Raw genomic sequence first — 18,823 nt, 5'->3', positions numbered from 1 at the left:
ATATCCTGATCCAGGAAGCAGGCCCCTGCCTCAGACTAGGAGGGGCACACCGGGCCGGACCGTCGGCCCGAGAGGTAGGTGGCGCGTTCGTCCGCCGTGAAATCGCGGTCGACGGATGCACAGATCGCCCTTGTCGCCGCGGCTCTACCGGGTGACTTCGCGGTCCACAGCCGTACCGTGGCATCGCTGCTCGCGCTGACCAGGGTGTGCCCGTCCGGGCTGAACGCCACCGCGAACACCCAGCGCTGGTGGCCGGTGAAGGTGGTGCGTGCGGTGCCGGTGGCGGCGTCCCACAAGCGCACGGTGTTGTCGGCGCTCGCGCTGGCCAGGGACCTTCCGTCCGGGCTGAACACCACCGCGTGCACCTGGTCGTCGTGGCCGCTGAGGGTCGTCCGGGGGGATCCTGTGGTGGCATCCCACAGCCGTATGGTGTTGTCAGCACTGGCGGTGGCGAGGGTGCGCCCGTCAGGGTTGAACGCCACCCCGTGTACTTGGTCGTTGTGTCCGGTGAGCGTTTTGCGGGTGCGGCCGCTCGCCGTGTCCCACAACCGCACCGTCTTGTCGAAGCTGGCGGTGGCAAGCGTGTGCCCGTCGGGGCTGAACGCCACCGCGTACACCCAGTCGTTGTGTCCGGTGAGCGTCTTGCGGGTGCGGCCGCTCGCCGTGTCCCACAACCGCACCGTCCGATCGGTGCTCGCGGTGGCAAGGGTGCGCCTGTCGGGGCTGAACGCCACCTTTGTCACCAAGTCGTCGTGGCCGGTGAGTGCGGTTCGCAGGGCGCCGGTTGCCGCGTCCCACAGCCGCACCGTACCGCCAGCATCACTGGTGGCAAGGGACTTGCCGTCCGGGCTGAACGCCACTCCGTACACGTTGCCGTCATGGCCGGTGAGGACGGCGCGGGTGCGGTGACGGGCGCTGTCCCAGAGCCGTACGGTGTCATCGTCGCTGCCGGTGGCGAGGGTGCGCCCGTCGGGGCTGAACGCCACCGCGTTCACAAAGTCCTTGTGGCCGGTGAGCGTGGTGCGTGCGGTGCCCGCCGTGGCATCCCACAGCCGCACCGTGCCGTCAGCGCTTGCGGTGGCAAGGGACTTGCCGCCCGGCTTGAACGCCACCGAGACGACTTCGTTTTTGTGGCCGGTGAGCGTGGTCAGTGCCGTGCCGGTGGTGGCGTTCCACAGCCGTGCGGTGTTGTCGGCACTGGCAGTGGCGAGAGTGTGCCCGTCGGGGCTGAACGCCACTGCGTACACCCAGTCCTTGTGCCCGGTGAGCGTCTTGCGGGTGCGGCCGTTCGCCGTGTCCCACAACCGCACCGTCCGATCGGCACCGGCGATCGCCAGGGTGCGCCCGTCCGGGCTGAACGCCACCCCGTACGACCAGTAGCCGGGACGTCCGGTGATCTTCGTACGCACGGTGCCGGTGGTGGCGTTCCACAGCCGTGCGGTGTTGTCGGCACTGGCAGTGGCGAGAGTGTGCCCGTCGGGGCTGAACGCCACTGCGTACACCCAGTCCTTGTGCCCGGTGAGCGTCTTGCGGGTGCGGCCGTTCGCCGTGTCCCACAACCGCACCGTCCGATCGGCACCGGCGGTGGCCAGGGTGCGCCCGTCCGGGCTGAACGCCACCGAGAACACTCCCTCCTTTCCCCCCTTATGTCCGGTGAGCGTCTTGCGGGTGCGGCCGCTCGCCGTGTCCCACAACCGCACCGTCCGATCGGCACCGGCGGTGGCCAGGGTGCGCCCGTCCGGGCTGAACGCCACCGCGTTCACGCCGTCCTTGGGGTCGGTGAGCATGGTGCGCGCGGTGCCGGTCGTGGCCTCCCGCAGCCGCACCGTCCCATCGTCGCTTGCAGAGGCGACCGACCTGCCGTCGGGGCTGAACGCCACCGAGGTCACGCCGTCCTTGTGCCCAGCGAACCGGCGCCGCAACGGAAGGTCCGCAGCCGCGTAGAGACTGGCCACGGCCTCGTCAGTGGGGCTGGTGCGGTGGGCTTGGACGGCAAGCAGGGCGGCCAGATCCGGGTTGGTGGCGATCAACCGGTCAGACTGGGCGGCCAGTTGCCGGGACTGGGCCTGGAGCCGGGCGGTATCGGCCCGCTGCTGCTGTTGGAACGCAAGTCCGGCGGCAGCCAAGGCCAGTGCCAGCAGGACGACCAGAGACAGGAGGGCCGCCTTCCGCCGTGTGCGCTCGCGGGCGCCCGCTGCCGCGCTTGCGGCCAGGAACTCTCGCTCTTCCTTCGTCAGTTCCGCCCGTCGTCCCTCGTCCTGGTCGAACGCCTCCGCGGCGGCGGTGAGCCTGCTGCCCCGGTACAGCGCGCCCGGGTCGCGACCCAGAACCAGCCAGGCGCGAGCCGCTTCCGTCAGCTGCCGGTGCAGGCGCAAGCGTTCGCGGTCCTCCTCAATCCAGCCGCGCAGCCGCGGCCACGCAGCGATCAGCGCCTCGTGCGCCAGGTCCACGGTGCCTTCATCCAAGGTGATCAGACGAGCACGGGCGAGGCGCTCTAGGACCAGGTCGGTCTCGGCAGGGCGGCCGGTCTCCAGTTCCGCGCGGTCTGTCGGGCGCCGGGTGTCCGGGGTGCCGTCGCCGGGCGTGATCAGGCGCAGCAGGGTGCGGCGGGCTGTTTCAGCCTGGGATGGGGTGAGTTGCGTGCAGAGATGTTCGGCGGTCTGGCTGATGGCCCCGTGGACGCCGCCTGCGGCCTCGTACGCGTCCAGGGTCAGGGTGCGTCCTTCGCGGCGGCGCCAGGTCTCCAACAGCACGTGCGAGAGCAGCGGTAGTCCACCCGGCTCCTGGCCGGCCTCCTCGATGAGCCGAGCGGTCAGAGCGCGCTCCACGATCAGCCCCTGGGCAGCCGCAGGCTTGACGATCACCTCACGCAGTTCGTCCGGCGTCATCGGGCCGATCGGCAAGCTCGTCTCCCGGATGAGACCGGCCAGGCCCTCGTGCTCCAGGCAGCGGCCGTAGAAGTCGGCCCGCACACCCAGCACCACCCGCAGTCGGCTTGCGGGGGCCTGGGCCGAGAGCAGCAGGCCGATGAACTCCCGACGCTCTGCCGGATCATGGCAGAGGGTGAAGACCTCTTCGAACTGGTCGACGATCAGCCACGTATCCCCCACCTTCTCGGCCGGGGCGAACAGCTTCACGTGAGTGTGTACGGGGCGGGGGCCGGGGGTGAGGATGCGGATCGCCGCCGGGCGCAGCGCCGGGCCCTGGGTGGTCTGTAATCGGGGGATGAGCCCGGCGCGCAGCAGGGAGGATTTGCCGCTGCCCGAGGGGCCGAGCACGATGACGCACCGGTGGGCGGTGGTCAGGGCCATGAGGTCGTCGGTCAGCTGGGTGCGGCCGAAGAACCGGGCGTGGTCGCCGCGTTCGTAGCGGGCCAGGCCGCGGTACGGCGAATCCGCCGACTCCTCATCCCGGACCGGGGTCCGGGCCGCTTCGTGGGCACGGGCTTGGCGCCAGCGCCGCTCCCACTCCTCGGTGTCGCCGCCGCAGGCCTTCACATACGCCAGCGCTACTGGCAGGGACGGCAGCTTCTCCCCTCCAGCCGCTGCTGCGAGCGTCGCTACCGAGAACTCCGCGTCCTTGGCCATCGCCCGGTAGGTCGGTCCGCCTGCCTCCTCGCGCAGCTTGCGCAACTCGTGGGCGAACCGCGCCGCCGGTCCCGTGCTCGGGTCGAGTGGCTTCTCACGACGCCCCATGCCAGTGCTCCCCCGTAGTTCTCTCTGCGGCCCAGCCCACCACAGCGCTACGGCAGTTCGACAGCCGGTCACCGGCCAACCCCGGCGTTCCCGTCAGCGAGAACGATTTTGTCCACGAGCACGGAAAGGGGCTGCCAGACAATCACCACCAGCGAAAACTCAATGCCCGAGGGAAAGGACCGGGCTCGCGGAAAGTTGCGGACCACTTCCCCGCGGCAGTTACCGCAGCACCCGCTCAGCCGGCCGTGCCGCCCGGCGGCCACGAGTGCCGCCATGGGGCCGCGCCTAGCGCATAGCCACCATCCACGTGCTGAAGCCTCAGCACAGAAACGGGAGGACACGTTTCATGACGACTCTGCAGAAGGCCGCTATCGCCATCAGTGGCGGTGCCTTGATCGCCAGCGGATTCACCGCGCTCCCGGCACAAGCAACAGCACCCGGCTCCGCACAGATCGACGCATACATGGCCGCAGTGCCCCACGGCAAGAAGGTGAGCAACAACGAGGTCTCCTACGAGAATGGCAACGTCCGTGTGCTGATGTCGGCCACCGCGGCATCCTGCCGAAGGGGCTGGTACTGCGTGTACGAGCACAACAACTACCGGGGTGCCATGGCGCAGTGGAGCACCACCCGAGCGCACTGCAAGAAGTTCAAGTTCAGCAACTACTGGAAGAACAAGGTTTCCTCCTTCCGCGAGACCGGCGGCTGCGAACGGAACAACTACTTCCTCAAGGACGCGAAGGATTTCCAACCGGACCCCTTCGAGCCCTTCGAGGGCAGTAAGCCGTACGTCCGCTACAACGACAGGTACGACTACGCCTCCAAAGGGTTGTGAGGTAACTCAGCTCCCCACCCTGCTGCGTGCGAAGTAGACGAGGTCGACGAGGGCTCTTGGTCTGCCCCCGAGTGCCGATGCGCTCACACAGCCCGAACTCCAGTTGCTCGAAGCCGTCCTCGCCCAGAAAGGGCCAACCCCGCTGCATGTGGCAATCGCTACGAGCTGACCGCACTCGCCCCGCCGCTATGCGGCGGGGCGAAGTGCTGGCAGGGGGCTGGTGCGGGTGCGGGCCAGGGTGTCCTGTCGACGGTCACGTAATTCCCCAGGGGTCGTGGTTACGTTATGCCTCGGCCCTGGGGCTGGTAGGGCGGCAGGAGCACACGCCCCGGCAGTGATCAAAAGTCCCGATCAGGTGATGGACGCGGTCATCACACCGCTCGCCGCATGGGTTGCCACCCGTGCACTCGCGAGCAAGAGCAACCATCTCCGGGCCATAGGGGCCACGGCCGCCGATGAGGCAGTAGCCGTTGTCCGTGGCAAACATGCGGACGGAGGCGACCTTCAGAGTCCTTCCTTTGTCCGGGCCTTCCAGGAGAGTCAGCCAGTCTCCGGCCTTGTGCAGGGCGTACTCCTTGAACGAGGACACGGGCGATGGTGATGCACGACTCCACAGCACCGCTCAGCCGGAACCGCCAATGTCAGAAGGGTAGCTCGCTGCCGGTCCCAGAGCCCGTCGGTGCCCTATGAGGAACCGTGACCACTGGGGTGGGGAATTACGTGACTCTGATCATGCAGGTCATGGGAACTGCATGACCGTCGACACCGCGCACTGAAGCAAGCCTTACGGCACTCCTAAGAGGCTGTCTCACGTGGCAAGTTCCGCGAGCTTCTTCAGTAGCTCGGGGCGGTGGCCATGGCCGGGCTTCAGCACTGCCGGTCGTTGCGGTCCACGTTCGGGATCTTGAGGCCACGAGTAGCCCATGGCAGGCTCATGCCGCATGATCGATGAATTCGCGAAGGACAACCTGCACGGGCGACTGCGACGAGACCGCAAGGCGCTGCTCTGGAAGCTCGACGGCCTGTCCGAATACGACGCCCGTCGGCCTTTGACAGTGACCGGGACCAACCTCCTCGGCCTGGTCAAACACGTGGCCAGCGTCGAGGCCAGGTACTTCGGCGAGGTCTTCGACCGGCCGTCCCCGGAACCGCTGCCCCGGTGGCAGGACCACGACGGCAGCGATCTGTGGGCGGCTGAGGACGAGGCGCGCGATCAGATCATCGAGTCCTACCGGCGCACGTGGGAACACTCAGACGCGACGATCAACGAGCTTGCCCTCGATGCCCCGGGCCACGTGCCGTGGTGGCCGGAGCCTTATCCCAACACGAACCTGTTCGCCATCCTGGTCCACGTCCTCGGCGAGACCAATCGGCATGCCGGGCACGCCGACATCCTGCGCGAAGGCGTGGACGGCCGAACCGGGATGCGCCCCGAACACGAGATGCAGATCGATGAGGACGCCCGCACCGCCTACTGCGCGAAGATCGAGCAGGCCGCCAGATCGGCCGCATCAGTCGAGGCATAGAAGGCTGTCCCCCGTGACTTAGAACTCCAAACGGAATGACTTCAGGCGTCCTTAGTAGGCTCCCGCCATGACGCTCGCATACTGGGAACGGCACCGCTTCGACGACCCGGCGGTGGCGGCCGACCGGGACGAACTGCTCAAGTCGGCGGACCAGAACCCGGACCGGTACACCGCCTTCCTCAACCTGCTGCGCTCTGGGCGGCGGGACGCGGTGTGCACGGCGCTGGAGTACTTCCACTACGAGGACCGGCAAGCCCGGTGGGGCTTCGGCAACCCACTGGACGAGTTCGCCGGGGAGGTACTGGACCGCGCCCGGTGGGTGCTGCGCGGGACGCCGCTGCCGGAAGCGCGAGGGGAGGACCGGGCCAGCGCGCTGTGGGCGATCCAGAATCATGCCGAGGCTACGGACGCCCCACTGATAACCGCCGTGCTGCGCGCCGTGGACGGCGACGTTGTCGACGATGGCGCCGTGTCCGCCGCCGGGCAGTGCCTCTACGCCTGCGAGGTCCCTGAGGATCCCGAACTTGTCGCCCAGCTCGGCGCGATGGCCCTGGACGAGGACCGCCCCCTGCGAGTCCGCGTGGCGTGCGCAAGGGCGCTGGCCTCGGCGGAGTCTGACCAGGCCGCCGGACTCGGGGTACGGCTGACCGACCTCCCGGAACTCGACCTCCAGCTGGCTGGCGCCCTTGTCCTCACCGCCCACCTCGACACGCATCGCCCCCTCCTCGAACGCCTGGTGGCCACCTGGCCCCCCAACACCCCAGAGGCGGACGACATCCGCGACGCCTTGGAGGAGGACGAGGATGACGCGTGACGTGCTCATAGAACTCGCGACGCAATGATCTTCGAGGTGGTTGGATCACTCCGGGACCGGTGATCTGGGGGTGCGGGGTGGCTCGGCCGAAACCGTGGGAAGTCGATGATGCGTTGTGGGCGGTGGTCGAGCCGCTGCTTCCGAAGGTGGAGCGTCGGCCCCGGCACCCTGGGCGCAAGCGGCATCCAGACCGGCTGGTGTTCCAGGGCATCCTGTTCGTGCTGCACACCGGGATCGCCTGGGAGCACCTCCCGCAGGAACTCGGCTTCGGTTCCGGCATGACCTGTTGGCGCCGACTGGCCGAGTGGACCGAGGCCGGAGTCTGGCGCCGGCTACACGAGGTCCTGCTCGCTAAACTCCGGCGCGCGAACGCCCTGGACTTCTCCCGGGCAGCAGTCGACGGCTCCCGCATCCGGGCGTTAAAGGGGGCTCCAAGACCGGACGAAGCCCCGTTGACCGGGGCAGGACGGGCAGCAAACACCACCTGATCACCGACGCCACCGGTGTCCCGCTCGCCGCCACCTTGACCGGCGGCAACCGCAACGACGTCACCCAGCTGATCCCACTCCTTCAAGCCGTGCCGCCCGTGCGCGGCAAATGCGGCCGCCCCCAGCGCCGCCCGGATGTGGTGCTGGGCGACCGTGGCTACGACCACGACAAGTACCGTCGGCTGGTCTGGGGGCTCGGCGTGAAGCCGCTGATCGCCCGCCGCGGCACCGAGCACGGCTCCGGGCTGGGCACCGAACGCTGGGTTGTGGAGCGCGCGTTCGCTCACCTGCACTGGTTCCGTCGCCTGCGGATCCGTTGGGAGATACGCGACGACATCCACGAAGCCTTCCTCACCCTCGGATGCGCAATCATCTGCTGGCGACGCCTGAAGTCATTCCGTTAGGAGTTCTTAATGCTTGATGTCCGAGCGGCATGATGCCGGCCGTGAGTGTTGATCTGTCGAAGCGTCTGGTTCCTGATGAGCTCTGGAGGTTGGTCGCCCCGTTACTGCCGTCGTTCGCGGCTCGACCGCAAGGTGGCGGGACCGCTCCGCGCGACCAGCGGGCCGTGTTCACCGCAGTGGTGTACGTGCTGACCAGCGGCTGTGTCTGGCGGCATCTGCCGCCGACGTTCGGCACGTCCTCCGCCACCGCGCATCGCCGCTGCACGGTATGGACCGAGGTCGGCCTGTGGCGTCGGCTGCATCGGTCGGTGCTGGACGAACTCGGGGTCCGGGGCGAAGTGGACTGGACCTCGGCGATCGTCGACGCGGCCTCCGTTCGCGCCAAAAGGGGGGATCGCTGACAGGGCCGAACCCGGTCGATCGCGGCAAGAAGGGCAGCAAGCTGCACGTGCTGTCCGATGCTCAGGGCATCCCGCTCGCCGTCGCCGGGTCCAGTGCGAACATGCACGACAGTCTCGCCCTCAAGCCGCTCGTCCTCGGCATCCCCGCAGTCCGGTCCCGCCGGGGACCACCACGGCAGCGCCGGCCCGTCAAACTCCGCGCGGACAAGGCGTACTTCTCCGCCGAACACCTCATCTGGCTGCGCGAGCGTGGGCTCGTCGCGCGCATCGCGCGGCCAGGCATAGAGTCCGGCGAACGCCTCGGTCGGCACCGCTGGAAGATCGAGCGGTCGATCGCTTGGCTCTTCGGCTACCGCCGCCTGACCATCCGATACGAACGAAAGGGCTCGCACTTCCTCGCCTTCCTCGGCCTGGCCGCTGCCCTGACCTGCTACAAGAAGCTCGCGAAACTTGCCACGTGAGACGCCCTCTAACTGATCGTTTCAGAATGAGTTGAACTCTGGACCTTGCGCTCGGTGATCTTGGTCGGCGGAGCGGAGCGGCTCTCCCGTCAAGTGAGAACCAACCTCTGTCTGCCGTCGATGAGTTCGCGCACGACGTCCAAGTGGCCGGCGTGGGTGGCGGTCTCAGTGATCACGTGCAGGACGACTTCGCGCAGGGTGTCGAGGTGCCAGTTGCCGAAGAAGTCCGGCCACCAGCTCGGGGCCGCCTTTAGGTCGGCGTCGGCCAGGAAGGTGTCGGCGAGCTCCACTTCCTTCCGGTAGAGAGCGAATACCTCCTCGGCTGTCTTCTCCGGGGCGGGCTGCCACGCGTTCTCCCCGGCCCCGAGGATCTCTTCGATCGCCGCTTGCTCCCCCGCAGCAACCGCGCGGAACCAGAACTTCTCGTCGTCCAGAGCGAGATGGTGCACCAGCCCAAGGCATGTCCAGCCGGACGGTAGAACCGGGCGCCGCAGCGCCTCCTCGTCCAAGCCCTCCAGGATGTCCAGGACGTGCCTGCGCTTGCTGTTCAGGACGCTGAGCAGCGCCGTCAGTTCAGTGTCAGCCATGGGCCGGACCCTATGCGGCCCCACTGACATCCGGCTCACTGAGCGTTTCAGGATGCTGTTCGGAGCCGTCGGAGGCAGATGACGCCACAGGCAAGTTCAAGGAGGCCCTGGTGGAGGTCGGCGCGCCGCTCGTAGCGGGTACGGAGTCGCTTGAACTGGCGCAGCCAGGCGAATGCGCGCTCAACGACCCAGCGCACCTTGCCCAGTCCGGAACCATGTGCGACGCCGCGTCGGGCGATCAGCGGCTTGATGCCGCGCTTCCACAGCAGGCGGCGGTACTTGTCGAAGTCGTAGCCCCGGTCGGCGTACAGGCGTCGGGGCCTGAGGCGGGGCCGTCCGCGCAGGCCCCGGATCGGCGGGACGGCGTCCAGCAGAGGCAGCAACTGGGTGACGTCGTGGCGGTTCCCACCGGTGAGCGTCACGGCGAGCGGGGTTCCGAGGCGGTCGACAATCAGATGATGCTTGGAACCAGGGCGGCCGCGGTCGACAGGCGAGGGGCCGACGTGCATTCCCCCTATTGAGGGCTCGGACATGGGACCCATCCACGGCGCAATCGTCCAGATCCAGAAGGTCCGCACGACGCAGTTCGCTCAGCAGGGCGGCGTGCAGGCGAGGCCAGACGTCTGCCCCGGTCCAGTCCCGCAGTCGGCGCCAGGCCGTGACTCCAGAGCAGCCCACCCTCTCGGCAGGGACGTCGCGCCAGGCGACACCGGTCCGCAGCACGTACATGATGCCGGCCAGGGCCGCGCGGTCCGGAACACGCGGGCGCCCGGGGTGACGGCGGCGCCGTGCGGGAGCGGGCGGCAACAATGGAACCACCCGCTCCCACAGGTCGTCGGAACCAAGATCAGCACGCACCCGGACACAGTGCCGACCAAGCTCGCCACGCGCAATACCCACGGCTCAACCCATTCTGAAACGATCAGTAAGAGGCTGCAGGGATGGGTGTGGTTCGCGGCCGGATCCTTTGTCCTACGGGCTGGAGGGTTGCATGGCCGAGTGGGCGAGGCGGATGAGGCCGGCTCGTATCCGTTGTTCGCCGAGTTCTGGCAGGAGTGTGGCTACGTGTTCGGCGGCCAGGGCGGCGAGCAGGGCGTGGGCCGTGTGTTCGGGGTCGGGTGTGGTGCCCAGCAGGATCGCTGTGTGGCGATGCCAGAACCGGTAGGCCCCGATTCGGTACCGGGCGCCGGGTGTTGCGGTCTCTGACATTCGGATCAGGGCCAGGTGCTCTTGCAGGTAGTCGAAGTAGGCGTTGATGAACGCGGCGAGGCGTTCGCCGGGCGGGGCGCCGGGGCCGAGGGGTGGTGGTCCGTGCAGGATTGCCTCCTGCAGCACGTGTTCTCGGGCGTCCAGGAGTGCGGCGGCCAGTCCGGACTTGTCGCCGAAGCGGCGGAAGAGCGTGCCTTTGCCGACGCCGGCGGCCGCCGCGACCTGGTCCATGGATACCGCTTCGACGCCGTATTCGGCGAAGAGTCTGCCTGCGGCCTCCAGGACGGCAGCGCGGTTACGGGCCGCGTCCGCCCGTTCTTTGGGCGGCGGGGTGCGAAGCAGTTCCAACGGCATTGCAGAACCGGACTGCAGTCCGTTATCGTCATGAGCCACATCCGGACTATAGTCCAATTCTCTCGGAAGGCAGTGGCATGACCACACTCATCACCCGCGACGAGCTGGAGACAGCGATCGATGCGGGCACCGTGACCGTCCTCGACACGCTGGGCGGCGAGTACTACGCCAAGCAGCACCTGCCCGGCGCCCTCGAGCTGGTCCTGGCCGACGTCGACGCCCAGGCGTCCGCCCTGCTCCCCGACCGCGACGCCGCGATCGTCACCTACTGCTCCAACCCGGCGTGCCCCAACAGCGGACAGGTCGCCGACCGGCTCACCGCTCTCGGCTACACCGACGTCCGCAAGTACCGCGAGGGCATCCAGGACTGGGTAGAGGCCGGCCTCCCCACCGAGTCCGCCTGACCTCCGCCGGGGGAGGGCAACGCGACAGCCTCGGCCTCCCCCGGCCGTCACGCATCCCCGCAACCGCCGAGACGACGCCCGCAAGCCCAAGTCGACACCTTAGGAGCGGCGTTGGGGCCGCTGTGACTGTGCGCGGTAGGTGGAACCTGGGAGTGAGCGTTGGAACCGTCGGCTGTGTGCGCGTTGCCTGCTGCGGACGATCACACGACACTCGTACGGGCCGCGGGGCGTCGCATTCCTATCCGCACACCCCGCCTTCCGGCACCTCACGCCCGCGCACGCATGGGCGCGTCGAGCCGTTCAGTCTCCGCCCCCTGGGTCCGCCTCTCCGCCCCCGTAGCCGCCTCCACGCTGGGCCGCCGCCCGAAAAGCAGACTTGGACGAACCGCGGGAGCGTCCTTTCACGCTTCTTGCGGTGGAGTAGGTAGCCAGCAAAAGGGCCCGGAAGAATGGGCCCCGCGCACCGCGATCGAGATTGCTCACCACGAACCACACGAACCAGACGATCCAACACGCCGCGAACCCGAGAACTACCCATGCCGGATTGCCGCCGGCCGCAGCGGTCACGACAACACCCACCCCGACGACGAACACGACCACGACGCCGATCGGCTTGTGGGCGGTCGCCCTCCGCGGCTTGATCGGTTCGACAGCGCACCGGTGACCGGTCTTTCGAGCGTGAGCAAGCTGCGCATTCATGCGCTCCCGGCTTCCCCCTGCTCCACGTATCGGGGTACCGCAGGTGCGGCACCTCCATGCGTACCCGTAGCTCAAATCCACCCACCTCCCTGGTGTACTCGAACGGACCGGGTGGCAGGAAGCTCACCACAGCGGTGCCAATTGAAGCCCACTGAACGGACCCGAGGGCCAAGCCATCGGGCCTTGCCAGTTCCAAGTAGCTCGCACAGTCACAGCCGCGGGACCACCGATTCACCTTCCGAGGCTGTAGCTGAGCAGGCGCGAGCGCGCTACCGCCTCGTCACCCCGAGGGCCGTAGCGGCGGCACCCCACGGCACCTGATCGGCCTTTGCGAACGGGCACTGCCGCACGGCCGGCGCGCCGCGTGGCCCATTCCAGCGTCACCACTGCGTGCAGCAACGCCAAGGGGGCATATACGGCCAGGGCGTCCAACTGCTCCTCCACCTGGGCCAGCAGCTCCGCCAGGTCAACAGGGCAGGGGGCCGGTACGGCTCCTCATTGCTGAAGCAGCTTGGTGAGAAGCTCCTTCGCCAGGGGGGAGGCTTGAGCTGTCTTCGACCCCTCGGGCGCCGTCTCCATCAGCTTCAGCAGCCTCTGCCGGTGGGCCGGAGGCACTGTACTCGCCTGGAAAACAAGCTGGTCGACACCCTGGGCACATGCCTCCAGGAGCGTGATGCCTGGGTCGGACACGTTGTGGTCCGTCCATTCTGACCCACCAGGCTGCGACCGCTTGACGTCGTCGACGAGGGCTTGGAACTCATTGAGCATGCTCATCATGCTTCCGGCCCGGTGGCACGGTGTCGAGGATGACGCGCAGTGCTCATGGGTTGACGAGCCACCCGGCTGAGGGTGCCGCCGAAGCTGGTGAGATGGGACAGCTCATGCGCTGAGATTTCAACACGCTGTCAGCAGCCTGCTGCCCCGTGCTCTGGCGAAGGACACGCCGTGAACGGGACCGCGGCAGTGGTGCACAGCGTCGATGTACGCACGTCGTCAGCTGAAGCTGCGCAGCAGATACATGCCGGGCACCTTGTCGCCGGGTCGTACAGGGAAGTCGAAAACCTCAAGTTCGCCGAAGATCGGTTCGCCATCGGGCCGACGGACGTAGGGCACCAAGCCGTAGTCGACACCTGTACGAAGGTCACAGCACATCCACGTGATGGCTTCGCGTTCCCCCTCCCGGAGCGGGTGATTCGAAACCGCTCTCGCGGCCGCCCCCTCTTCCTGCACCACGACTACCTGCGGGACAGCGAAGACCCATCGGACGGCCTGGACCTCCCGGGCCCGGGCAGCGGCCCGTACTTCGAATGCCGCTGCGGTCGCCTCGTCGCGCAGGTAGTCGAAGTCGTACAGCACGAGCGTGCGTTCCCCCTGCAGCGCGGCGACGGCCGGGCAGTCGCGGTCGCAGATGGCCCTCTCCAGCCGTGCGACGACGTCCCGCAGCAGCACCTCAGTGTCCTGGTTCAACGAACCGCCCGTTCTCCCGCTGGGCTCGTCCTGTCCCTGTCGGCAGTGTCCCGCAATGCCAGGAGGACGGTGAGGACAACGCGGTCACCGCGGTGCCGGTGGCCCGAGCCGGGGCCGGCCACCGGCACCTTCCTCCGGCTCGTGGCCGTTCAAGCCGCCGCGCCCGCAAGCACGGTGTCCAGCGTGTGCAGCGTGCCGATGTCGAGATCGTCGACGCCACCGGTGACCGCTCGGAGCATGTTGCGCTCCGCGCGGACGGCTCCGCGGACCGTCTGCTCGTGGTGCGTGAAAGTGTTGACGGCCTGGAGCACGCCGTAGGCGGTGTTCTGCCAGGGGGTGACCCGGATGTCCGTGCGCCACAGTCGGTCGAGCGCTTCCCGCTTGTGCTCCGCGATCGTGCGGGAGCGGCCGGGCTCCTCGGGTATCGGGGTGTGCGCGTCCAGGAACGTCTGCCACTGCCGGTCGGTCACCGTCTGCTCGCAGAGCTGCTTGACCTCCGCGGCGAAGTCGTCCGCGATCTCGTACACCACGTTGAGCGCCTCGCGTGCTTCGGTCAGCCGCAGCTTGGAGTGCCGCGAGTGCCGGATCTTGATCTGCTGCCCGGATTCCGCGAGACCGGCGCTCATGGTGTTGTCGCACACCACGTTGGTCACGGCTCGTTTGAAGGTCGTCGCGAGGCGACAGGAAGTCGCCGGCTCCTCCCGCAGACGCCGGTGACGCCGTGACCAGTGCTGTCCGTACCGCTGCGGCCGAGAGCGTGAACGCGGTGAGTGCCGTACGCATGGTCATGTCCCGGAGAACGATCCCTGCTCCTCGCCGTCACGGCTAGGACGGGCCGACGTCATCGTGCCCCGCCGCCCCTGGCAGACCGCGCCGAACCTGACCACCCACGTCCACACGGTCCTGCTCATCAACGCGTGGGCGCTGCGCCCGTGGTACGGCGCCGGAGAGTGCGAGGCGGTCATCACCGACTTCTACACCGCCGCGAAGACGTGGGTCCTCGGCCGGTTTCCGGTGCCGGTCGGCGGGCAGCCCGCCGCGATGCCGGTGTCCGAGGAGCAGGTGCGGGCGCTCACAACGGCCGCCGCCTTCACCGCGCACACCGGCGGCGAGCACGCGCAACTGCCGCTGCGTGGGTCGAGCAGATCGAAGCCCAGAAGCCGCCGCAGCCCCGGTGACCTAACGACCTGGACGACGGCAGAGCGGCCCGGCGAAACACCGGCCCGGCTGGACGTCGTCATGGTCCCCAACGCGCCGGGCGGCCCGGAGAAGACGAGCAGCATCCAGTTCAGGACGCCTTATCGGGACGTCGGCCGGGACTTCCAGGGCTGGTACATGCGCAGCAGCGACGGCCGCTACGACACCGACCGCGGACACCCCACGGCCTCATCCGAGAGTCCCACCGGCTGATGGCGCTACAGGTACTGGGCACTGTGCGGGCGGCGGTCCCGTCCAGGTTGGGCGCCTGTTCGGTGCGCGCCAGGGCCGGCCTGCCAGGCTCCGTCGTCACACGGGTGATCAGGTGATGGTGTAGGAGCCGCCGGGGAATTCCCAGCCGTCGCTGCCTTCGCCGATGTCATCGACGATGATGTCGATGAACAGGTCCTCGAAATTCTCGTCGGTCAGCTCACCGGCGGCCCACTTCGCTTCGATGTCCGACCAGTCGCCCGGGCGGCCGTCGATGAGGAACGGCACGGTCCCCTCAGCGTCGCGGTCGCGCTCGTCGCCGGACAAACCCGAACCGCCGTCACAGCCAAGCTGCGCGTCTCCCGATGGACACTCAGCCGCGCCCTCGACACCGCGTCCCGCTGACGGCCGCCACCGGGTGCCAACGCTTGACCGCAGCGGACAGCCCCAGCCCCATGCGCGGATCGCAGATCGCAGATCGCAGATCGCAGAAGATGACGGTCTAGTTGTCGCCTCGGTGTCCGTCGCGGACCACCGCTACCCCGCCGACCCGGGTCGTGATGCCCGCCAGCCCGCGTCGGGCCGAAGCGAGCACGCTGGCCGGCCGACCGAGGGCGTCGCCCTGCTCCACCTCGATCGCGACCGTCTGCGCCCCTGTCGTGTCGAGCAGGTGGGCGGCCAGGCAGCCGGTGCTGTTGGCGTTGGCGACGTCCTCGTCGACACCGATCGCCGGCGCGAACATCCGCGCCGCACCCGGCCGGTCGCCCACCGGCGGTACGTACACGAAACAGCCGAGGAGCCCGTACCGCCGGCACGCCGCTGTCAGCCTGCCGAGGTGTGGGTGGACTCGGAGCAGCGCCGACCGGTCGTGGACCGGTACCAGCATGCGTGGTGCGCCGGGGGCGGCGATCCGTGGCGCGTCGGTCGGATGCGCATCGTCCGCGGTGAGCCCGAGCGCGGCGACGATCGCCGCGCGCTCGTCCGGTGCCGGGTGACGCAGCGAGACGAGGCCCTGGTCGAGCCACACCTCGATGCCGGCGGGGCGGCGGATCGCGACGGTGTCGAACGTGCGCCCGCCGGTGTGTTGGCGGTCGTTCAGCTCGCCCAGCGCGGTGCGGGTCAACCGGACGGCCTGCGCGGCAACGGTGCCGTGGCCGCAGCCGGACAGTTCGGCGGTGGCGGTGAAGAACCGGACCGGCCAGCCACCGTCCGGCGTCCGCCCCGGGCCGAGGAACGCCGCGTGCGAGGTGCCGGCCGCAGCAGCGACCGCACGCCGGCTAGCGTCTGTCGCCGCCGGGTCGTCGTCGGTGACGGCCGTGGGGCTGCCGCCCCGGCCGTCACGCCGCACGCACGCATCAACCACCGTGACATCCGGCCAGGACATCGGCCCCCCAATTTGACGCTCAACGAACCGGCAACCGCGAACGGCGTTCCGCCGATAGCCGGACCTGGGCGCAACGGCCGACCGAACGCGTCCCGGAGCGTACCGTCCTGCCTCAGCCGGTGCCGTCCTGCACCGGATAGTGGATGACGACCAAACCGCCGGTGGCGTAGTTGACGACATCGGCAGCCACCCGCCGGCCATGCGGCGACGCCTGCGCCGCGGCCATGGCGGCGGCGTCAGCGAAGTCGGCTTCGAAGACCGCGAAATACGGTGCTTCTCCCTCGGTCGCCGCCACGTCGAAGCTGTAGCGCCACGCAAGCGGGCCGGGCCAATTCTTGACCAGCGGAAGGTGGTGGTTCACGTAGTAGTCGCGGAAGTGGTCAGGGTCGGCGGGCTCGGAATACAGGACCACCAACCTATGCATGACGGCCTCCGTCCAGATCAGGGTCGGCGGGCTGCGTGAGTGCGATGTCCAGGACCGCGGTCAGTTGAATCGTCATATGCGCAGGTTAGGGCTTGACGTGGGGTCGGGGGAAAGATCAATACGGGATAGACTCAGAACGGATCGTTATCAATCGGCAGGGAGGACACGTGGCGCCGGATACGGTGAGCCTGCGGTACTTCCTGGTGCTGGCGCAGGAGTTGAACTTCACCCGTGCGGCCGCCCGAATCGGCATCGCGCAGCCTGCGCTCAGCGCCCGGATTCGCCGATTGGAGGCGGAACTCGGTAGCGCCCTGCTGGTTCGAGACACGCGGAGCGTCGTATTGACCACGGCCGGTGCGGCTTTGGCGGAGTCCGCGCCGCCTGCGCTGGCGGCGCTGGACCGGGCATGGGACACCGCCCGGAGCGCGGCGGCCGGTGAACTGGGCACGCTCCGCATCGGATACAGCCTCAGCGCCGGGGCCGAGACGGCACCGGCCCTGGTGGACAAGCTGATTCGCAGCAGTCCCGGACTCGAGGTCCGCGCGGTCCCGGTGGCGACACCGGAGATCTCCCCCGCTGTCGCCGACGGCCGCATCGATGCCGGGATCACCCGCGGTGAACAGCCGGGCCGTGGCGTGCGCCGGTACCTGCTGCGGCGTGCGCGCATCGGCGTCCAGCTGGCGCAGCACCATCCGCTGGCCGAACACCCGGAGATCGAGATCGCCGACGCGGCCGCGTATCCGCTGCGGCTCCCGGACCGCGCGGCCAACCCCGTGATCCACGATCAGCTGTCCGCACTGTTCCAAGACAACCGACCACACCCCCGATTCCACACGCCCGCAGTCTCTTTCGACATGTCTCAGCGCGACCTGCGCGACGGGGTCACCCTCGCCCCGGCCGGAGAAGCTGCGGCCACGGCACAACCGGCCGGTCTCACCTGGCGACCACTGCGAGGCGCGCCCAGCCTGACGATCCACCTGGTCCTCCCACGCGAACAGTCGCCACTGCACCGCCGCGTCCGTACCGTCGCCAAAACCCTGGCACACGAGCTGCACTGGCTGCCGGACTGACGGGCAGCAGGTTACGGGTACCGTCTGCCCTCCGGCGTCTCCAGCAGCGCCACCAGGTCGGCGGGCAGCGACCGGCCGCCCGCCAGGCCGCCCTGGCGACCGTGGTGTGCAGGGGCTTGTCCGCGATCTCACGGACCTCGGACACCTGCCGCGCCAGCACGGAAACACCAGGCAGCTGCACCCGGTGCTTACGCAGCCAGCCCACCGCATAGTCGAACAGAGCCTTCGGCCCCTCCGAATGCGCGGTCCACGCCCGCCCGTGCAGGAACGTCCGGAACTTCCGGCCCCACTCCGGGTCGTCGTACTCGTGGTACTCGTACGCGTCCCGGATCTCCCACGCGTGCTCGTACGCGGTCTTCGGATGCTCGGTGTACCGCTTCACGACCGACGCGTCCTCGATGCCGGGCTGCTCGGCAAGGTGCTCCAGCACTGGTTCACCGCTCATTGCTCAAGATCGTTCTCAGCGCCAACCGCTGTACCGATGTTCCCCAAGCCTGGTTGCGGCGACGCGCGTGCTCCAGGCCCCCGCAACAGCGTCAACCCGCTTTTACAGTAGGCGAGTTGATGCTCAGGACTGGAAACCGATCACGCCATGGCCTGGGCGCACGGCCGCGGCGACGATCCAGCCCACGCAGTCGTCCACCGCCCGCGCCACCTCCGGCTCCCCGGCCGGGCTGCGTCCGGCATCCGCGGCCTCCCGCAACTGCTCCTCGGCCTTGAGGCACTGCTCGTGCGTCCACTCCCCGCAGCCCGGAGCCTCGTCCCAGGGCACGTCCCCGGGCAGCCCGTTCGTCATGGCGAATTCGGCGACCGAGACCGCAGTGACGCCCAGCGCACGCAGCCCTTCGTCCACCACCTCCAGCCAACTCCCGCGGAACGGAGAGAAACTGCTGTTGTCCAGCCGTCCCCCGGTCAGCGACACCAACCGCTTGTAGGCGTAGCCGTACTGGAACGCCGCTGGGGAACCGCCCTGGGGAAACGGCCCGCCGTACACCACCGCGTGCAGGGCGTCGTACGCCGTCGGCGCACCCTGCGCGATCTCATGGGAGAACCAGTCGTCGTCGCGCGCCAGATCGTCACCGAACTCGTCCCGGATCACCTGCAACAACTGATCGTCACGGGATCCCACCAGGGCCCGGGTAGCCGACACATCCGCAAGAAACACGCTCAACGACAGACTCATGTGGCGACCGT

19 protein-coding genes and 1 pseudogene are annotated in these 18,823 nt (G+C 68.6%); 8 read left to right on the top strand and 12 right to left on the bottom strand.

Annotation, left to right across the window (positions count from 1 at the left end):
- Positions 1-35: 35 nt before the first annotated feature.
- Positions 36-3,695 (bottom strand): nSTAND1 domain-containing NTPase, encoded by a 3,660-nt coding sequence (locus tag AC0KTA_RS38905; protein ID WP_481052910.1) that lies wholly within the window; start codon positions 3,693-3,695, stop codon positions 36-38.
- A 346-nt stretch (positions 3,696-4,041) separates the two neighbouring features.
- Between AC0KTA_RS38905 and AC0KTA_RS38900 the strand changes: the two genes are divergently transcribed.
- The 5 genes from AC0KTA_RS38900 (at position 4,042) to AC0KTA_RS38880 (ending at position 8,624) form a co-directional block, all read left to right on the top strand.
- A complete protein-coding gene (locus AC0KTA_RS38900; protein ID WP_481052909.1) occupies positions 4,042-4,530 on the top strand; it encodes a peptidase inhibitor family I36 protein in 489 nt (162 codons plus the stop codon).
- Positions 4,531-5,471: 941 nt separating this feature from the next.
- Positions 5,472-6,056: a DinB family protein gene (locus AC0KTA_RS38895; RefSeq protein WP_481052908.1), complete on the top strand. Its 585-nt coding sequence runs from the start codon at positions 5,472-5,474 to the stop codon at positions 6,054-6,056.
- A gap of 67 nt (positions 6,057-6,123) precedes the next feature.
- A complete protein-coding gene (locus AC0KTA_RS38890) occupies positions 6,124-6,870 on the top strand; it encodes a hypothetical protein (RefSeq protein WP_481052907.1) in 747 nt (248 codons plus the stop codon).
- Positions 6,871-6,947: 77 nt separating this feature from the next.
- Positions 6,948-7,762 (top strand): IS5 family transposase gene (locus AC0KTA_RS38885; protein ID WP_481052906.1). Its coding sequence is split into 2 segments (ribosomal slippage): positions 6,948-7,290 and positions 7,290-7,762, totalling 816 coding nucleotides; the frame shifts between segments, so codons are not numbered across the junction.
- A gap of 32 nt (positions 7,763-7,794) precedes the next feature.
- Positions 7,795-8,624, top strand: a protein-coding gene (locus AC0KTA_RS38880) for an IS5 family transposase (RefSeq protein WP_481056710.1) whose coding sequence is annotated in 2 segments (ribosomal slippage) — positions 7,795-8,146 and positions 8,146-8,624 — 831 coding nt in all. Because the reading frame shifts where the segments join, the coding sequence is not laid out codon by codon here.
- A gap of 89 nt (positions 8,625-8,713) precedes the next feature.
- Here AC0KTA_RS38880 and AC0KTA_RS38875 read toward each other — a convergent pair.
- From AC0KTA_RS38875 to AC0KTA_RS38865, 3 genes are all read right to left on the bottom strand, one after another.
- Complete coding sequence (locus AC0KTA_RS38875; protein WP_481052905.1) at positions 8,714-9,211, bottom strand: DinB family protein; 498 nt, start codon at positions 9,209-9,211, stop codon at positions 8,714-8,716.
- Between the two features lie 47 nt (positions 9,212-9,258).
- A protein-coding gene (locus tag AC0KTA_RS38870) for an IS5 family transposase (protein WP_481056709.1) occupies positions 9,259-10,069 on the bottom strand; the annotation gives its coding sequence in 2 pieces (ribosomal slippage) (positions 9,259-9,717 and positions 9,719-10,069; 810 coding nt in all).
- Positions 10,070-10,183: 114 nt separating this feature from the next.
- A complete protein-coding gene (locus AC0KTA_RS38865; protein ID WP_481052904.1) occupies positions 10,184-10,813 on the bottom strand; it encodes a TetR/AcrR family transcriptional regulator in 630 nt (209 codons plus the stop codon).
- A 38-nt stretch (positions 10,814-10,851) separates the two neighbouring features.
- Here AC0KTA_RS38865 and AC0KTA_RS38860 point away from each other — a divergent pair, with 38 nt between their 5' ends.
- Positions 10,852-11,178, top strand: a complete 327-nt coding sequence (locus AC0KTA_RS38860) for a rhodanese-like domain-containing protein (RefSeq protein ID WP_481052903.1) — start codon at positions 10,852-10,854, stop codon at positions 11,176-11,178.
- A gap of 1,194 nt (positions 11,179-12,372) precedes the next feature.
- Here the strand turns inward: AC0KTA_RS38860 and AC0KTA_RS38855 are convergent.
- The 3 genes from AC0KTA_RS38855 to AC0KTA_RS38845 all read right to left on the bottom strand — a co-directional run bounded on the left by AC0KTA_RS38855 (position 12,373) and on the right by AC0KTA_RS38845 (position 14,051).
- Positions 12,373-12,645: a hypothetical protein gene (locus AC0KTA_RS38855; RefSeq protein ID WP_481052902.1), complete on the bottom strand. Its 273-nt coding sequence runs from the start codon at positions 12,643-12,645 to the stop codon at positions 12,373-12,375.
- A 225-nt stretch (positions 12,646-12,870) separates the two neighbouring features.
- On the bottom strand, positions 12,871-13,326 hold the full coding sequence (locus AC0KTA_RS38850; protein WP_481052901.1) for a hypothetical protein: 456 nt from the start codon (positions 13,324-13,326) through the stop codon (positions 12,871-12,873).
- A 167-nt stretch (positions 13,327-13,493) separates the two neighbouring features.
- Positions 13,494-14,051 (bottom strand): DUF932 domain-containing protein, encoded by a 558-nt coding sequence (locus AC0KTA_RS38845; protein WP_481056708.1) that lies wholly within the window; start codon positions 14,049-14,051, stop codon positions 13,494-13,496.
- Between the two features lie 139 nt (positions 14,052-14,190).
- Between AC0KTA_RS38845 and AC0KTA_RS38840 the strand changes: the two genes are divergently transcribed.
- Positions 14,191-14,754, top strand: coding sequence for a hypothetical protein (locus tag AC0KTA_RS38840; protein ID WP_481052900.1), 564 nt, complete (start codon positions 14,191-14,193; stop codon positions 14,752-14,754).
- Positions 14,755-14,862: 108 nt separating this feature from the next.
- On the opposite strand, the gene AC0KTA_RS38835 is transcribed toward AC0KTA_RS38840, so the two are convergent.
- The 3 genes from AC0KTA_RS38835 to AC0KTA_RS38825 form a co-directional block, all read right to left on the bottom strand.
- Positions 14,863-15,078: a hypothetical protein gene (locus tag AC0KTA_RS38835; protein ID WP_481052899.1), complete on the bottom strand. Its 216-nt coding sequence runs from the start codon at positions 15,076-15,078 to the stop codon at positions 14,863-14,865.
- A gap of 175 nt (positions 15,079-15,253) precedes the next feature.
- On the bottom strand, positions 15,254-16,135 hold the full coding sequence (locus AC0KTA_RS38830) for a PhzF family phenazine biosynthesis protein (RefSeq protein WP_481052898.1): 882 nt from the start codon (positions 16,133-16,135) through the stop codon (positions 15,254-15,256).
- 112 nt (positions 16,136-16,247) lie between these two features.
- The gene (locus AC0KTA_RS38825; protein ID WP_481052897.1) at positions 16,248-16,559 is read right to left on the bottom strand and encodes an EthD family reductase; all 312 of its coding nucleotides are present in this window, start codon (positions 16,557-16,559) and stop codon (positions 16,248-16,250) included.
- A gap of 167 nt (positions 16,560-16,726) precedes the next feature.
- Between AC0KTA_RS38825 and AC0KTA_RS38820 the strand changes: the two genes are divergently transcribed.
- Positions 16,727-17,629 carry a LysR family transcriptional regulator gene (locus AC0KTA_RS38820; RefSeq protein WP_481052896.1) on the top strand — a complete coding sequence of 301 codons (903 nt, stop codon included), beginning with the start codon at positions 16,727-16,729 and terminating at the stop codon, positions 17,627-17,629.
- A 17-nt stretch (positions 17,630-17,646) separates the two neighbouring features.
- Here AC0KTA_RS38820 and AC0KTA_RS38815 read toward each other — a convergent pair.
- Together AC0KTA_RS38815 and AC0KTA_RS38810 are read right to left on the bottom strand one after the other, a co-directional pair.
- Positions 17,647-18,062, bottom strand: a pseudogene (locus AC0KTA_RS38815) (DUF4158 domain-containing protein); the annotation flags it as partial.
- 135 nt (positions 18,063-18,197) lie between these two features.
- Complete coding sequence (locus AC0KTA_RS38810) at positions 18,198-18,812, bottom strand: DUF7691 family protein (RefSeq protein WP_481052895.1); 615 nt, start codon at positions 18,810-18,812, stop codon at positions 18,198-18,200.
- Positions 18,813-18,823: the final 11 nt, after the last annotated feature.

The sequence above is a fragment of the Streptomyces sp. Y309 genome (assembly GCF_056712025.1).
The sequence above is the reverse complement of the archived record's forward strand: the minus strand, read 5'-3'. Positions and strand labels throughout refer to the sequence as shown.

Excerpts from the sequence above, each read along its gene's own strand:
- AC0KTA_RS38890 (WP_481052907.1), top strand. The coding sequence starts at position 6,124 with ATGACGCTCGCATACTGGGAACGGCACCGCTTCGACGACCCGGCGGTG.
- AC0KTA_RS38825 (WP_481052897.1), bottom strand. The coding sequence starts at position 16,559 with ATGCATAGGTTGGTGGTCCTGTATTCCGAGCCCGCCGACCCTGACCAC.
- AC0KTA_RS38900 (WP_481052909.1), top strand. The coding sequence starts at position 4,042 with ATGACGACTCTGCAGAAGGCCGCTATCGCCATCAGTGGCGGTGCCTTG.
- AC0KTA_RS38810 (WP_481052895.1), bottom strand. The coding sequence starts at position 18,812 with ATGAGTCTGTCGTTGAGCGTGTTTCTTGCGGATGTGTCGGCTACCCGG.
- AC0KTA_RS38830 (WP_481052898.1), bottom strand. The coding sequence starts at position 16,135 with ATGTCCTGGCCGGATGTCACGGTGGTTGATGCGTGCGTGCGGCGTGAC.
- AC0KTA_RS38875 (WP_481052905.1), bottom strand. The coding sequence starts at position 9,211 with ATGGCTGACACTGAACTGACGGCGCTGCTCAGCGTCCTGAACAGCAAG.
- AC0KTA_RS38855 (WP_481052902.1), bottom strand. The coding sequence starts at position 12,645 with ATGCTCAATGAGTTCCAAGCCCTCGTCGACGACGTCAAGCGGTCGCAG.
- AC0KTA_RS38860 (WP_481052903.1), top strand. The coding sequence starts at position 10,852 with ATGACCACACTCATCACCCGCGACGAGCTGGAGACAGCGATCGATGCG.
- AC0KTA_RS38895 (WP_481052908.1), top strand. The coding sequence starts at position 5,472 with ATGATCGATGAATTCGCGAAGGACAACCTGCACGGGCGACTGCGACGA.
- AC0KTA_RS38905 (WP_481052910.1), bottom strand. The coding sequence starts at position 3,695 with ATGGGGCGTCGTGAGAAGCCACTCGACCCGAGCACGGGACCGGCGGCG.